The following is a 14,660-nucleotide window of genomic DNA, read 5'->3' as shown; positions in this document are numbered from 1 at the left end:
GATAGTTGCGTGTGCAATGATTGTGTTCATCGACGCAACATCCCGCGTCTGCAACTACTTTATCAGGGTCCCTCGCGAACCGCGAGGGACCCGGGGAGCGCATCACATGCCACTCGGACTCATCGCCCTCGCCATCGGGGCGTTCGGGATCGGACTCACCGAATTCGTCATCATGGGCCTGCTGCCCGAGGTCGCCCGCGACTTCGGGGTGAGCGAGGCGACCGCGGGCTGGCTCATCTCGGGCTACGCGCTCAGCGTCGTGGTCGGTGCCCTCGGCATCACCGCGGCGACCACCCGGCTGCCGCGCAAGGCGGTGCTGATCGGACTCGTCGTGCTCTTCATCACCGGGAACGCGCTCACCGCGGCGGCACCCGATTACGGCGTCGCCATGCTGGGGCGCATCGTCGCCGCGCTCAACCACGGTGCGTTCTTCGGGATCGGATCCGTGGTCGCGGCCGAGCTGGTCGTCCCCGAGAAGAAGGCCGGAGCGATCGCGATCATGTTCACGGGCCTCACCGCGGCCAATGTGCTGGGCGTACCGTTCGGCACGTTCCTCGGGCAGCAGTTCGGGTGGCGATCCACGTTCTGGGCCATTTCGGCCATCGGGATCGTCGCGCTCATCGGCATCGCAGCCCTCGTCCCGTCTCCGGAGCGCACGGGTGAGCCCGTGCGGCTCCGCTCGGAACTCGCGGCGTTCCGCTCGGCGCAGGTCTGGCTCTCGCTGGCGGTGACCGTGCTCGCGTACGGCGGCATGTTCGGCGCCTTCACCTACATCGCATACACGCTGACGGACGTCGCCGGCTTCGCCAGCGCCTCGGTTCCGTGGCTGCTCGTGCTGTTCGGCGCGGGGCTCGTGATCGGCAACTGGCTCGGCGGACGCCTCGCGGACCGGTCGATCGACGGGACGCTGCTCGGGTTCATCGCGGCCCTCGTCGTCGTGCTCGTGGCATTCGGGCTCCTCGCGTTCTCCCAGCCCGCGACCATCGTCATCCTCTTCCTCATGGGCGGTTTCGGCTTCGGCACCGTCCCCGGGCTCCAGAGCCGCATCATGCAGTACGCGGGCGGCGCCCCGACGCTCGCCTCCGGCGCGAACATCGGCGCGTTCAACGTGGGCAACGCGCTCGGAGCCTGGGCCGGCGGCGTCGGAATCGCCGCGGGGCTCGGCTACACCGCGCCCATCTGGATCGGCGCCGGGATCACTGCGGTCGCACTCCTCGTCATGGCGTTCGCGGCGTTCGCGGCAGCGCATCCTCGCCCCGAAGCGGCGTCCGGGAATCCGGAGCCGCAGCGGGAAGCCGTTCCCGCCCGTACCGCGCAGTGATCCGCGAATTCCTCCCAATCCACCACCCGAATCACACAGGAGACCTCATGACCGCACCCACCATCCCCACCATCACCCTCAACAACGGCCTCGAGATGCCCCAGCTCGGCTTCGGCGTCTTCCAGGTGCCGGACGCCGAGACCACGGCGGCGGTCTCGGCCGCGCTCGACGTCGGCTACCGCAGTATCGACACCGCCGCGATCTACGGCAACGAGGCGGGCGTCGGGCGCGCCATCGCGGAATCGGAGGTACCGCGCGATGAGCTCTTCGTGACCTCGAAGCTCTGGATCGACTCGCTCGACTACGACTCCGCGATGCGCGGCTACGAGGCCTCGCTCGAACGGCTCGGGCTCGAGAAGCTCGACCTGTTCCTCATCCACTGGCCGGCGCCGGCGAGCGACGGCTATCTCGAGGCGTGGCGTGCGCTCTCGCGGCTCGCCTCCGAAGGCCGGGTCGGCGCGGTGGGCGTGTCGAACTTCCTGCCGCAGCACCTCGAACGACTCGCGGACGCGAGCGATCTGGTGCCGGCCGTGAACCAGGTCGAACTGCACCCGGCCCTGCAGAACCGCGGGACGGTCGAGGCGAACCGGCGTCTCGGGATCGCGACCGAAGCCTGGAGCCCGCTGGCGCAGGGCGCGGTGCTCGGCGAGGAGCCGGTGCTCGAGATCGCCGAGCGCCACGGCAAGACTCCCGCACAGGTGGTGCTGCGCTGGCACCTGCAGCAGGGGCGCATCGTGATCCCGAAGTCCGTCACGCCCGCTCGGATCGCCGCGAACCTCGATGTGTTCGACTTCGCACTCGCGGAGTCCGAGCTGACCGCGATCGATGGGCTCGAGCGCGATGGTCGCACCGGCCCGCACCCGGCCGAGTTCAACGGCTGAGCGGGGGCGCTGGGAGCGCTGGATCCGCGAATCGCCGCGGATCCAGCGGTCGCTCAGCATTGGCTTCGCGCGGGTATCCGCCTGGAGAATGAGCCCAGGGCGGGGCATCTCGGAGCGAATCGGTACTTCGGGATGACGCGCAGTATTCCGGTATCAGGGATCATGGAATCATGCAGCTGAGAACGATGACCGTGGTCCGCGTGCTCGGAGCAACCGTCGCGGCGGCGCTGATCGCTCCCGCCCTGAGCGGTTGCGCCGTGCTGCGCGGCACCCTGGGTGAGCTCGACGCCCAGTTGCGACGCGTCACCTACGAGGTTTCGATCACCGGCAAGAATGCTGGTCCGGGACCCCTCGGCGTCAGCAATCTCTCCTACCTCGACGCGCCCACGCGCGGGCGCGACAGCAAACACGTCTCGAGTATCACGACTCGCAGTGCGCAGAACCGTCTGGACTGGTCAGCGGACGCGCTCGTGCGTGCGGGACGCACCGCCAGGATCGCCGCCACTCCCGTGCCGGGTGCGACGGCGAAGTGCCGGATCCTGGTCGACGGCGGTCGCGAGATCGCTTCGAGCACCGCGGCCACCGGAAAGCCCGTGGTGTGCGAAGCCCGCCTGCCGAAGGACCTCACACGCTGAGCGGCGTGAGCCGATTGCCGGAGCGCATATGCCGAGGGTGATCCCGGGAACGCCTATCCTCGGGGCATGAGCAGCGAAGCCCATGCCGGGACCGGCACGAGACCGCCACGCAGCGTCCCCGCGGGACGCGACCTCACTCTCGACCTGACCCGGGTCGCCTGTGTCGTGCTGGTGGTGTTCGTGCATATCCTCTTCACCGGGGTCGGGCGCAGCTCCGACGGATCCCTGCTCATCGAGCGCACGGTCGAGGGGGAGCCCTGGTTCAACCCCGCGTCCTGGGTCGCGGACATCATGCCGTTGTTCTTCGTCGTGGGCGGCTTCGCCGCCCGAGCCGGATGGGCCTCGGCGGAGCGGCGGGGCGAGACGGCGGACGGATTCGTCCGGCTGCGCCTTGCACGCCTCGCCCGGCCGGCGCTCGCCGTCTTCGTGTTCTTCACGGCTGTGCTGGGCGCTGCGGCCATGCTCGACATCGACCCGGTGCTCGTCGACACCGTCGCCATCGGAGTGGGCTCCCCGCTCTGGTTCCTCGCCGCGTATCTCCTGGCGCAGGCACTGGCGCCACGCATGATCGATCTGCACGGTCGATTCGGTTGGGGCGTTCCCGTCGCGCTGCTCGCCGGAGCGCTCGCGACGGACGCGCTGCGATTCCTCGTCGCGGGGGAGCTGCTCGATCTTCCTCACGTCGACCCGCAGGGGTTCGTGATCGGTCAGGAGCTCTTCGGGCTGCCGAACGTGCTCTTCGTCTGGCTGTTCGCTCAGCAGATCGGCTTCTTCCTGTTCGACGGGTGGTTCGCGAGCCGGAGCGCTCGGCAGCTGATCGGTCTGATCGGCGCCGGATACCTCGCGATCTGGGGACTCGTCTCGCTCGGCGGATACTCCTGGAACATGCTCGCGAACCAGTGGCCACCGACCGTGCCCCTGGCGCTGCTGGCCGTCGTGCAGGCCGCCACGCTGACCCTGCTCAAGCGTCCGCTCACCGCCCTGATGCGGACACGCGCAGCGCAGGCCGCCGTGCTCCTCATCGGTTCCCGGCTCATGACGGTCTATCTCTGGCATCTTCCGGTCATCATGATCCTGGTCGGCATCGAGCTTGCGCTGCCGCTCCCGATGCCCGCGCCCGGTGGTGCGGCCTGGTGGTGGACCCGTGCGCCCTTCCTCATCCTCGTGCTCGCCGCGGTCTGGGTCCTCTCGCTCTGGCTCGTCCGGTTCGAGCGGACGCCGCCGTTGGGCCGACGGGCCTTCCCTGCGGCCACGCCGGTCGCAGTCGTGCTCTTCGCACTCCCCGTGCTGGCGATCACGGCCTACGGGATCGACGCGGCGCTCGCGATGATCGCCCTGCTGACCACCGCGCTCGCCCTCGGGCTCACCGGAGGCTTCGGGGTGCGGCGCGGAACCGGATCCGGCGACTAGGCGCGGCCCGCTCGGCGCGATCGGATCGCGGCGACGCCGCGGCCGATGCCGCGCCAGCCGACGAGCAGGATGCCGAGGGCGACGGTGGCGACGATCACGAACGCGAGGGCCGTACCGCCCCCGGTCGCCCAGCGCACCAGCATGCCCAGAGCGACGGTGCCCACCCAGATCGGGACGCCGCTGCGGAGCGGGCGGAGCGGTGCCCGCCAGGCGAGCGCGGCGATCCACGCGACCGCGAGGCTCACCAGGAACGGCCACGCGGTGATGAACACGCCGGCGGGGCCCACGTCCTCACCGTGGCTCGAGCGTCCGATGGCGGCGAAGAGGACGACGCAGCAGATATCGGCGACGATGGCGGGGAATACGGTACGCGACGTCTGCTCGGAGCTCATATCTCGAAAGCTTATCGGCTGCGCGGGCCGCTTCCGTGCGGCAGGCGTGCATAATAGAGAGGTGAACTGGCGGGGGGCGGTTCCGAGATGTTGGACTCCGTCCAATTTTCGTCTCGGAGTGTCTTTGGCCCACCGTTCCATACGGAAGGACAGCGGGACCACACGTGCGCGATCAGCTCTGGCTCGACGATGAGGAGCGGGATCTCTGGCTCCGGTTGGTGAGCCTCACCATGCTGCTGCCGAGCGCCGTCGAGGCGCAGCTCAAGCGCGACGCGAGCGTCTCCTTCTTCGACTATCACGTGCTCGCCATGCTGTCCGAGGCGCCCGACCGCACTCGGCTGATGAGCGACCTGGCGTTCCACACCAACGCCTCGCTCTCGCGCCTGTCGCACGTGGTCACCCGACTCGAGAAGCAGGGCTGGGTCCGCCGCGAGGCCTACCCGAACGACGGCCGGGCCACCAACGTGGTGCTGACGGACCACGGCTACGCGCATCTCTCCGAGCACGCGCCCGGTCACGTGCGCGAAGTGCGGCGCCTGGTGTTCGCCTCGCTGGAGCGCGAGGACATCGCGTCGCTCTCGGCTCAGCTCGGCCGGATCCTCGACGCGGTCGATCCCGACCGCCGTCAGATGCGCGGCTGATCCGCCTCAGCCGCGCTTCGCCGCGGCGATCACGTCGCGCACCGCATCGTGCAGCGCACCGTTCGTCGCGAGCGAGCTGCCGTTCCAGGCCGATTCCGCGCCGTCGATGTCGGTGAAGCGTCCGCCTGCCTCGCGCACGATCGGCACGAGCGCGGCCAGGTCGTAGGGCTTGACGTCGAACTCGGCGACCACGTCGACGAGCCCCTCGGCGAGCAGCATGTAGGACCACATGTCGCCGTACGCGCGGTCGCGCCAGACCGCCCGGCTCAGCGCGATCAGCGGTTCGAGATAGCCCGCAAGATCCCACTGCTCGATGCTCTGGAAGCTGAGCGAGGCGTGCTCCAGGTCGCGCACGCCGGACACGCGGAGCTCGCGGGGTGCCGCAGCCCCGTCGTCGAGCCGCCAGGCGCCCGAGCCGGTCTCGGCCCACCAGCGCGCACCGAACGCCGGTGCCGACACGACCCCGACCCGAACCTCGCCGGCGACCTCGAGGCCGATCAGCGTCGCCCAGTTGGGGACGCCGCGCAGGAAGTTCGAGGTGCCGTCGATCGGGTCGAGGATCCAGCGGCGGTCGCCGCGTTCGGCACGGCCGGACTCCTCGCCGAAGAAGCTGTCGTCGGGGCGTTCGGCCTCGATGCGGGCGCGCAGCGCGTCCTCCACGGCGCGATCGGCATCGGTGACGAAGGTGCGATCGGGTTTCGTCTCGATCGTCAGATCGGCGGCTCGGAATCGGGGAAGGGAGATCGAGTCCGCGAGCTCTGCGAGCTCCAGTGCGAAGGCGAGATCCTCTGACGGGATGGGGGGCTGCTGGGGCATCGACGGCTCCGATCGCGTGGGCGGGAACGAAAAAGGCCCGGAACCGTGAGGTTCCGGGCCTGTCCGTGCGCCCTCACGGGCTCGAACCGTGGACCCGCTGATTAAGAGTCAGCTGCTCTACCAACTGAGCTAAAGGCGCATGTCGCTCTGGCGAGGTTTTCCCTCGCCGGGCAACGGAGAAAACAATAACACGGTTCTGCGGGTCAGGTGAAATCGAGGTGGCCTTCGTGTGGATTCCGGGAGTGTTGCGGCGGAATCACGCGGATTTTTGCGTCGCCCCGGGCGCACGAGGAAGCCGGCGGCGACGACCGGTGCCAGCAGCGACGCCGCCATCACCGCGAGCCGGGCCAGATCGGCCGTCTCGGGGTGATCGAAACTGAGCTCGGTGACGAGGAGCGAGACCGTGAAGCCGATGCCGGCGAGCGCCGCGACCCCGATGAGCTCGCGCCAGCGGATCGCGGCATCGAGCTCCGCGCGGGTCCAGCGGGTCAGGGCCCACGTGGTCAGCGCGATCCCGAGCGGCTTGCCGACGACGAGGCCGACGATGATGCCGAGAGCGACCGGGCTGAACGGGAAGCCGTTCGTGCCGCTGACCGCGACGCCTGCGGCGAAGAACGCGAATACGGGGACCGCGAAACCGCTCGAGAGCGGGCGGAACCGGTGCTCGAAGGTCTCGGCGAGCGCGGTGCCGCCGCGTCCCTCGACCGGGATCGCGAACGCGAGGGCGACGCCCGCGATCGTGGCGTGGATCCCCGAGGCGTGCACGAGCGCCCAGACCACGATGCCGAGGGGGAGCAGGATCAGCCAGGGAGCCCACCCGGAGGACGCGAACCGCGCGGGGAACCGGTGGGCGAGGAGCGCGAACGCCGCGAAGGGGATCGCGGCCAGACCGAGCATGAGGAAGTCGATGCCGCTCGAGTAGAAGACGGCGATGACGGAGATCGCGATCAGGTCGTCGACCACGGCGAGCGTGAGGAGGAACATGCGGAGCGCGGGCGGGACGCCCGGCGCGATGAGTCCGAGCACCGTGACGGCGAAGGCGATGTCGGTCGCCGTGGGGATCGCCCAGCCGTGCATCTCGGGCGACCCCGCAGTGAACGCGACGAACAGCAGCGCCGGGACGATCGCCCCGCCGAACGCGGCTGCGACGGGCACGATCGCCGTGCGGAACCGGCTCAGCTCGCCCGAGACGAATTCGCGTTTCAGCTCGAGGCCGGTGAGGAAGAAGAAGATCGCGAGCAGACCGTCCGCTGCCCAGGTGCCGAGGGAGAGGTCGAGGTGGAGGGCCTCGGGGCCGATCTTGAACTCCCGCAGCGCCTCGTAAGCGGGGGAGAGCGGGCTGTTCGCGGCGGCGAAGCCGATGGCCGCGGCGATGATCAGCAGCACGCCGCCGACGAGCTCGGCGCGCAGGATCCGCGCGACGCGGGTGGTCTCGCGCCTGCTGGTCAGCGAGAGGACGCGGCGTCGCCGGGAGCGGGTGCTCGGGGCGCCGGGGGCATGGGAGTGGGGATCGAACGGCACGGGGCCTCCTGACGGTTCACTGACGAACGCGTCGACCAGACTTCCCGACTCACCGCAGGCCAGTCTACCCGAAACGGTGCCGGATCAGCCGTCGAGGTGCTTCTGGTCCTCGGCGAACTGCGCGTCCTCGTCCTGCTTCGCGACGCCGGCGATCGCGAGGGCGAGGCTCGCCGCCCAGACGCCCCAGACGACGAGCCTGCGCCAATCCGCCGGCATGGACCGGGTCTGCCGCACGACGCCGGCGATGCCGGCAGCCGCGCCGAGCACGCTGAGGCTGGTCAGGTACTTGCCGATGGACATCGGACCTCCCGGGTGCGGCGGGCGGGCGCCGCCGTTCTGCGCTCCACCATACCGTCGTGCGGGGAATGAGCGGGGCGGTATGCTGAGGGCGTTCCCACGACGGGGTCGTCGCGACTCCGACGAACACCACGAAGCGCAACTAAGGAGCCGAAGGTCATGGCACAGCAGCAGTCCGCCGCACTGTTCGAGGAGAGCTCGCAGGGAGCGGTGAGTGCCGTCACGGCGTTCGTCTTCGTGCTGTCGATCGTGCTCGCCTTCGGGGGCATCGTCCTCGCCAGCTTCGGCTTCACCGCGTTCGGCGACGAGCCGGGCCACCCGAGCCTCTTCCTCTTCGCGTCCGGCCTCGCGCTCAGCGTCATCGGCTTCATCGTGCCGTTCACGCTGCTGCCCGCGACCGGCAAGTAGGCCGTCCGTCGCCGCGAGCGCCGGACCGCAGATCGGAGGCAATCCGCATGTCTGAGATCGACATCAAGCCCCGCAGCCGTGCCGTCACCGACGGCATCGAGGCGACGGCGTCCCGCGGCATGCTCCGCGCCGTCGGCATGGGCGACGAGGACTGGGACAAGCCCCAGATCGGGATCGCCAGCTCCTGGAACGAGATCACGCCCTGCAATCTGAGCCTCGACCGGCTCGCGCAGGGCGCGAAGGAGGGCGTGCACGGCGGCGGCGGGTACCCGCTGCAGTTCGGCACGGTCTCCGTCTCGGACGGCATCTCGATGGGCCACGAGGGGATGCACTTCTCGCTCGTCTCCCGCGAGGTCATCGCCGACTCGGTCGAGACGGTGATGATGGCCGAGCGGCTCGACGGCTCGGTGCTGCTCGCGGGGTGCGACAAGTCGCTTCCCGGCATGCTCATGGCCGCGGCCCGCCTCGACCTCGCGTCGGTGTTCCTCTACGCGGGATCCATCGCACCGGGCTGGGTCAAGCTCTCCGATGGCACGGAGAAGCAGGTCACGATCATCGACGCCTTCGAAGCGGTCGGGGCCTGCGTCGCCGGCACGCTCAGCGAGGCCGATCTCAAGCGTGTCGAGTGCGCCATCGCGCCGGGCGAGGGCGCGTGCGGCGGCATGTACACGGCGAACACCATGGCCTGCGTCGCCGAGGCGCTCGGCATGAGCCTGCCCGGATCCGCCGCCCCGCCCAGCGCGGATCGCCGCCGGGACTACTACGCGCATCGTTCCGGCGAGGCCGTGGTGAACCTGCTGCGCAAGGGGATCACCTCCCGCGACATCCTCACCCGCAAGGCGTTCGAGAACGCGATCACCGTCGCGATGGTGCTCGGCGGCTCGACCAATGCGGTGCTCCACCTGCTGGCGATCGCCCGTGAGGCCGAGGTCGAGCTCACGCTCGACGACTTCACGCGGATCGGCCAGCGCACGCCGCACCTCGCCGACATGAAGCCGTTCGGCCAGTACGTGGCGCAGGACTTCGATCGGGTCGGCGGCATGCCGGTCATCATGAAGGCGCTGCTCGACGCCGGTCTGCTGCACGGGGACGCCCTCACGGTCACCGGCAAGACGGTGGCCGAGAACCTCGCGGAGCTCGACCCTGCCCCGCTCGACGGAGCCGTGGTGCGCACGCTCGACAATCCGCTGCACGCGAACGGCGGCCTCACGATCCTCTCGGGCTCACTCGCTCCCGACGGCGCCGTCGTCAAGACCGCGGGCTTCGACCTCGACAGCTTCGAGGGTCCTGCCCGCGTGTTCGAACGGGAGCGCGCGGCGATGGACGCCCTCGAGGCCGGTCGGATCTCGGCGGGCGACATCGTCGTGATCCGCTACGAGGGCCCGAAGGGCGGCCCCGGCATGCGCGAGATGCTCGCGATCACCGCGGCCATCAAGGGCGCGGGACTCGGAAAAGATGTACTACTATTGACGGACGGACGATTCTCAGGCGGCACAACCGGCCTGTGCATCGGCCACATTGCACCGGAGGCATCGGACGGGGGTCCGATCGCCCTGGTTCGCGACGGTGACCTGATTCGGGTCGATATCGCCGCACGTACGCTCGATCTGCTGGTGGATCCCACCGAGCTTGCGGCCCGCCGAGAAAGCTGGGCCCCGCTTCCCCCGCGGTACACCCGCGGAGTCCTCGCGAAGTATGCGAAGCTCGTGCACTCGGCGTCCGAAGGCGCCATCACCGGCTGAATCGCTGTTCGCTCCCGCACCGGGAGCCGACGTCTCTCGAGCGGCCCGCGCGACCGCTCCCACCACCGTCAAGAGAAAGTGTGCAATGAACTCGGAATCGAGCTCTCAACCCACCCAGCGGCCGAACGGCGCGCGCGGCGAGCGCATGACCGGCGCCCAGGCGATCGTCCGGAGCCTCGAGCTGCTCGGCGTCTCCGATGTCTTCGGGCTGCCCGGTGGGGCCGTGCTGCCGCTCTACGACGCGTTGATGGACGCGCCGAAGCTCCGTCACATCCTCGTGCGGCACGAGCAGGGCGCGGGCCACGCGGCCGAGGGCTACGCGGCGGCGAGCGGCAAGGTCGGCGTCTGCATCGCCACCTCAGGACCCGGTGCCACCAACCTGGTGACGGCGATCGCCGATGCCTACATGGACTCAGTGCCGATGCTCGCGATCACGGGCCAGGTCTTCTCGACCCTCATGGGAACCGACGCGTTCCAGGAGGTCGACATCCACGGCATCACCCTGCCGATCACCAAGCACTCCTTCCTCGTGAAGCGGGCGGAGGAGATCCCCGGCGCGATCGCCGCCGCGTACCAGCTGGCCTCCACCGGCCGGCCGGGTCCGGTGCTCGTCGACATCACGAAGGACGCGCAGGAGGGGCTGTTCGACTTCGTCTGGGAGCCGCGCGTCGAACTGCCCGGCTACCGGCCCATCACCAAGGCCAACAGCAAGCAGATCCAGGCGGCGGCCGAGCTCATCGCGGCGGCCGAGCGTCCCGTGTTCTACGTCGGCGGCGGCGTGGTCCGCGCCGGTGCTGCCGAGGAGCTGCGCCAGCTCGTCGAGCTGGTCGGCGCGCCCGTCGTGACGACGCTCATGGCGCGCGGCGTGTTCCCCGACTCGCACCGTCAGAGCCTCGGCATGCCGGGCATGCACGGCACGGTGCCCGCGGTGCTCGCGCTGCAGGAGTCCGACCTGATCATCGCGCTCGGAGCACGATTCGATGATCGCGTGACCGGCAAGGCCGCGCTGTTCGCCCCCGAGGCGAAGGTCATCCACGCCGATATCGATCCCGCCGAGATCGGCAAGATCCGCGCGGCGGACGTGCCGATCGTGGGCGACGCCGGCGAAGTCATCTCCGACCTCATCGCGGCCATGACCTCGGCACAGCGCACCCTCGCCTGCGCCGACATCGGCGCCTGGTGGACCCGCCTCAACGAGCTGCGCGAGCGCTACCCGCTCGGCTACCAGTCGACGAGCGACGGCCTGCTCTCTCCCCAGCACGTGATCCAGCGCATCGGCGAGCTCTCGGGCCCCGAGGCCGTGTACGTCGCGGGCGTGGGCCAGCACCAGATGTGGTCGGCGCAGTTCATCGGCTACGAGCGCCCCAACGCGTGGGTCAACTCGGGCGGCGCGGGCACCATGGGCTACGCCGTTCCCGCGGCCATGGGCGCGAAGGTGTCCCAGCCCGATCGCACCGTGTGGGCGATCGACGGCGACGGCTGCTTCCAGATGACCAATCAGGAGCTCGCCACCTGCCTCGTGAACGAGATCCCGATCAAGGTCGCCGTGATCAACAACTCGGTCCTCGGCATGATCCGCCAGTGGCAGACGCTGATCTACGACGGCCGCTACTCCAACTCGCAGCTCGAAACCGGGCACGGCAGTCGCCGGATCCCCGATTTCGTGAAGCTGGGCGAGGCGTACGGCTGCCTCTCGATCCGCGTCGAGCGCGAGGACCAGGTCGACGATGCGATCAAGCTCGCGCTCGAGACCAACGACCGGCCCGTGCTGCTCGAGTTCGTCGTGAGCTCCGACGCCATGGTCTGGCCGATGGTGCGGCAGGGCACCTCCAACAGCGACATCCAGTACGCCCTCGAGCACAGCCCCGAGTGGGGGAGGAGTAAATCATGACCCGCCACGTTCTGAGCCTCCTCGTCGAGGACAAGCCGGGTCTGCTGACCCGCGTCGCCGGACTGTTCGCCCGCCGCGGCTTCAACATCGAGTCCCTCGCGGTGGGCCCGACCGAGGTGCCGGGGCTCTCCCGCATCACGGTCGTCGTCGATCAGGAGGATCTGCCGCTCGAGCAGGTCACGAAGCAGCTCAACAAGCTGGTCAACGTGATCAAGATCGTCGAGCTCGAGCCCGCGCAGTCGGTGCAGCGCGAGCACGTGCTCATCAAGGTCCGGGTCGACCATCAGACCCGTTCGCACGTGCTCGAAGCCGTGAACCTGTTCCGGGCCCGCGTCGTCGACGTCGTCACCGACGCCCTCGTGATCGAGGTCACGGGCGACACGGGCAAGATCGAGGCCTTCCTCAAGGTCCTGGAGCCGTACGGGATCAAGGAGATCGCGCAGTCGGGCCTCATCGCCATCGGGCGCGGCTCGAAGTCGATCACCGAGCGCGTCTTCAAGAATTGACGGCGCCCCGCGCCGTCATCCTGCGCGAGCGTGCGAGTCGCAGGATCCACAACCGAATACCGAGATTCTGCGGCTTCGCGCAGAATGACGTTTGAACCACACAACACAAGGAGAATCCACGTGGCTGAGATGTACTACGACGACGATGCGGATCTGTCGATCATCCAGGGCAAGAAGGTCGCCGTTGTGGGCTACGGCTCGCAGGGCCACGCCCACGCGATGAACCTGCGCGACTCGGGCGTCGAGGTCGTCATCGCGCTCAAGGACGGCTCGAAGTCGATCGAGAAGGCCCAGGAGGCCGGGTTCGAGGTCAAGAGCGTCGCCGACGCCGCCGAGTGGGCCGACCTCATCATGATCCTCGCTCCCGATCAGCACCAGCGTGCGATCTACAACGAGCAGATCAAGGACAAGCTGACCGAGGGCAAGACGCTCGCGTTCGCGCACGGCTTCAACATCCGCTTCGGCTACATCGAGGCGCCCGAGGGCGTCGACGTGATCCTGATCGCCCCGAAGGCCCCGGGCCACACGGTGCGTCGCGAGTTCGTCGCGGGCCGCGGTATCCCCGACATCATCGCCGTCGAGAAGGACGCTTCGGGCAACGCCTGGGCGACCGCCATCTCGTACGCGAAGGCGATCGGCGGCACCCGTGCGGGCGTCATCAAGACCACCTTCACGGAAGAGACCGAGACCGATCTCTTCGGCGAGCAGGCCGTGCTCTGCGGCGGCGTCTCGCAGCTCGTCCAGTACGGCTTCGAGACCCTGACCGAGGCCGGCTACCAGCCCGAGATCGCCTACTTCGAGGTGCTGCACGAGCTGAAGCTCATCGTCGACCTCATGTGGGAGGGCGGCATCGCCAAGCAGCGCTGGTCGGTCTCCGACACCGCCGAGTACGGCGACTACGTGTCGGGTCCCCGCGTCGTGGATCCCCGCGTCAAGGAGAACATGCAGGGCGTGCTCGCCGACATCCAGTCGGGTGCGTTCGCGAAGCGCTTCATCGACGACCAGGACGCCGGCGCTCCCGAGTTCCTCGCCCTCCGCGCCAAGGCCGAGCAGCACCCGATCGAGACCACCGGTCGCGAGCTGCGCAAGCTCTTCGCATGGAAGCAGACCGACTCGGACTACGTCGACGGCTCCGCCGCTCGCTGATCCGGCGTGACTCGGCCGTGATCCGGCCGTGAACATCGAAGCCCCCGGGAGGAATCCCGGGGGCTTCGTCGTGCGTCCCTCACCCGCCGGAGCGGAGCTGCTTGGCGTGTGCCTTCGCCGCCTCCTTGGCGCGGTCGCGCGTTCGGCGCAGTTCGGCTTCGGCGCGCTCAGCCTCTCGTACGCGGCGCTGGGCCTGCTTGCGCAGTTCGATCCCGGCCCGCAGTTCGGCCTCGGCCCGCTCCAGCGCCTCGGGCGGAGAAAGGTCGACCGCCGGCGCGGGCGGCGGGGTCTGCGCTCCCGAGAACGTCGATTCGAGCCCGTCGAGCAGCACGCCGAGGGCGAACTCGAAGATCAGCGCGGTGTCGTCCTCGGCGAATGCTCCTGCGTCGGCGTCCCCGAAGTAGGTGCCGCTGCGCACGAGCAGCGCGACGTCCGGGAATCGGCCGGGGGTCACGGCCTCCTCGACCAGCGCCCGGGTTTCGGGCGAGATCTCGCCGCCCGCCAGGACCTCCCGCTCGACGGCGGCGTGGCCGCGGGCGAACGCGGCGAACAGCATGAGCACGGAGAGTTTCGCGGGTTCCGTAGCGGGAAGGGTGCGCATCGCCCGGAGGGCGCGGTCGGCGACGCGCATCTGCCCGGGCATGAAGTGGATGTCGGACGACAGCGGGATGTCGAGCGCCCAGGGGTGGCGCCGATACCCGTCGAGCAGCTCGCTCAGGAACTCCCGCAGCCCGGTGCGCCAGTGCTCGGCGTCGATGACGCCCTCGGCGCTGCTGAGGGAGGCGTCGAGCATGAGCCGATGCAGCTCGTCCTTGGTGGCCACGTATCGGTAGAGCGCCATGGTGCTGAACTCGAAGGTCTGCGCGACTCGCTGCATCGTGACCGCGGCGAGACCTTCGGCGTCCGCGATCGCCACCGCGGCCTCCACGATCCGCTCCGGGGTGAGTTCCCGCTTCGGTCCGCGCTGAGGCGCGGCGGCGAGACCCCAGGCCAGCGCGAGGGTGCGCGATACGGCTTCGTTCTCGTTCGTCATGCGTTCCTCCCGGGCTCAAC

Annotated in this window: 15 protein-coding genes and 1 tRNA gene; 10 read left to right on the top strand and 6 right to left on the bottom strand. The window is 69.4% G+C overall.

Going from position 1 to position 14,660, the window contains the following annotated elements:
* Positions 1-106: 106 nt before the first annotated feature.
* The 4 genes from AB3K78_RS08285 to AB3K78_RS08270 all read left to right on the top strand — a co-directional run bounded on the left by AB3K78_RS08285 (position 107) and on the right by AB3K78_RS08270 (position 4,247).
* Positions 107-1,321 carry an MFS transporter gene (locus AB3K78_RS08285; protein WP_416447257.1) on the top strand — a complete coding sequence of 405 codons (1,215 nt, stop codon included), beginning with the start codon at positions 107-109 and terminating at the stop codon, positions 1,319-1,321.
* A gap of 47 nt (positions 1,322-1,368) precedes the next feature.
* Complete coding sequence (locus AB3K78_RS08280) at positions 1,369-2,202, top strand: aldo/keto reductase (protein WP_416447256.1); 834 nt, start codon at positions 1,369-1,371, stop codon at positions 2,200-2,202.
* Positions 2,203-2,372: 170 nt separating this feature from the next.
* Positions 2,373-2,837: a hypothetical protein gene (locus AB3K78_RS08275; protein WP_416447255.1), complete on the top strand. Its 465-nt coding sequence runs from the start codon at positions 2,373-2,375 to the stop codon at positions 2,835-2,837.
* A gap of 66 nt (positions 2,838-2,903) precedes the next feature.
* Complete coding sequence (locus tag AB3K78_RS08270) at positions 2,904-4,247, top strand: acyltransferase family protein (RefSeq protein ID WP_416447254.1); 1,344 nt, start codon at positions 2,904-2,906, stop codon at positions 4,245-4,247.
* Here the strand turns inward: AB3K78_RS08270 and AB3K78_RS08265 are convergent.
* A complete protein-coding gene (locus AB3K78_RS08265; protein WP_416447253.1) occupies positions 4,244-4,639 on the bottom strand; it encodes a DUF3054 domain-containing protein in 396 nt (131 codons plus the stop codon). The two genes, AB3K78_RS08270 and AB3K78_RS08265, sit on opposite strands and share 4 nt — an antisense overlap.
* Positions 4,640-4,803: 164 nt before the next feature.
* Here AB3K78_RS08265 and AB3K78_RS08260 point away from each other — a divergent pair, with 164 nt between their 5' ends.
* A complete protein-coding gene (locus AB3K78_RS08260; RefSeq protein WP_416447252.1) occupies positions 4,804-5,280 on the top strand; it encodes a MarR family winged helix-turn-helix transcriptional regulator in 477 nt (158 codons plus the stop codon).
* Between the two features lie 6 nt (positions 5,281-5,286).
* On the opposite strand, the gene AB3K78_RS08255 is transcribed toward AB3K78_RS08260, so the two are convergent.
* The 4 genes from AB3K78_RS08255 to AB3K78_RS08240 form a co-directional block, all read right to left on the bottom strand.
* Positions 5,287-6,096 (bottom strand): inositol monophosphatase family protein, encoded by an 810-nt coding sequence (locus AB3K78_RS08255; RefSeq protein ID WP_416447251.1) that lies wholly within the window; start codon positions 6,094-6,096, stop codon positions 5,287-5,289.
* Between the two features lie 66 nt (positions 6,097-6,162).
* Positions 6,163-6,235, bottom strand: a tRNA-Lys gene (locus AB3K78_RS08250).
* Positions 6,226-7,617, bottom strand: a complete 1,392-nt coding sequence (nhaA, locus tag AB3K78_RS08245; protein WP_416447250.1) for a Na+/H+ antiporter NhaA — start codon at positions 7,615-7,617, stop codon at positions 6,226-6,228. Before nhaA ends, AB3K78_RS08250 begins: the two co-directional genes overlap by 10 nt.
* A gap of 84 nt (positions 7,618-7,701) precedes the next feature.
* Positions 7,702-7,917, bottom strand: coding sequence for a hypothetical protein (locus AB3K78_RS08240; RefSeq protein ID WP_416447249.1), 216 nt, complete (start codon positions 7,915-7,917; stop codon positions 7,702-7,704).
* A 156-nt stretch (positions 7,918-8,073) separates the two neighbouring features.
* Here AB3K78_RS08240 and AB3K78_RS08235 point away from each other — a divergent pair, with 156 nt between their 5' ends.
* The 5 genes from AB3K78_RS08235 to ilvC all read left to right on the top strand — a co-directional run bounded on the left by AB3K78_RS08235 (position 8,074) and on the right by ilvC (position 13,607).
* Positions 8,074-8,322, top strand: a complete 249-nt coding sequence (locus AB3K78_RS08235) for a hypothetical protein (protein ID WP_416447248.1) — start codon at positions 8,074-8,076, stop codon at positions 8,320-8,322.
* Between the two features lie 47 nt (positions 8,323-8,369).
* Positions 8,370-10,064 (top strand): dihydroxy-acid dehydratase, encoded by a 1,695-nt coding sequence (ilvD, locus tag AB3K78_RS08230; RefSeq protein ID WP_416447247.1) that lies wholly within the window; start codon positions 8,370-8,372, stop codon positions 10,062-10,064.
* On the top strand, positions 10,018-11,955 hold the full coding sequence (locus tag AB3K78_RS08225) for an acetolactate synthase large subunit (RefSeq protein ID WP_416447246.1): 1,938 nt from the start codon (positions 10,018-10,020) through the stop codon (positions 11,953-11,955). Before ilvD ends, AB3K78_RS08225 begins: the two co-directional genes overlap by 47 nt.
* Positions 11,952-12,461, top strand: coding sequence for an acetolactate synthase small subunit (ilvN, locus tag AB3K78_RS08220; protein WP_099722594.1), 510 nt, complete (start codon positions 11,952-11,954; stop codon positions 12,459-12,461). Before AB3K78_RS08225 ends, ilvN begins: the two co-directional genes overlap by 4 nt.
* A gap of 129 nt (positions 12,462-12,590) precedes the next feature.
* A complete protein-coding gene (gene ilvC, locus AB3K78_RS08215; RefSeq protein ID WP_416447327.1) occupies positions 12,591-13,607 on the top strand; it encodes a ketol-acid reductoisomerase in 1,017 nt (338 codons plus the stop codon).
* A gap of 79 nt (positions 13,608-13,686) precedes the next feature.
* Here ilvC and AB3K78_RS08210 read toward each other — a convergent pair whose 3' ends face one another.
* Positions 13,687-14,640, bottom strand: a complete 954-nt coding sequence (locus AB3K78_RS08210; protein WP_416447245.1) for a TetR/AcrR family transcriptional regulator — start codon at positions 14,638-14,640, stop codon at positions 13,687-13,689.
* Between the last annotated feature and the right edge of the window lie 20 nt (positions 14,641-14,660).

The organism is Leucobacter sp. HNU (assembly GCF_047946755.1).
Lineage (GTDB): Bacteria > Actinomycetota > Actinomycetes > Actinomycetales > Microbacteriaceae > Leucobacter.
The sequence above is the reverse complement of the archived record's forward strand: the minus strand, read 5'-3'. Positions and strand labels throughout refer to the sequence as shown.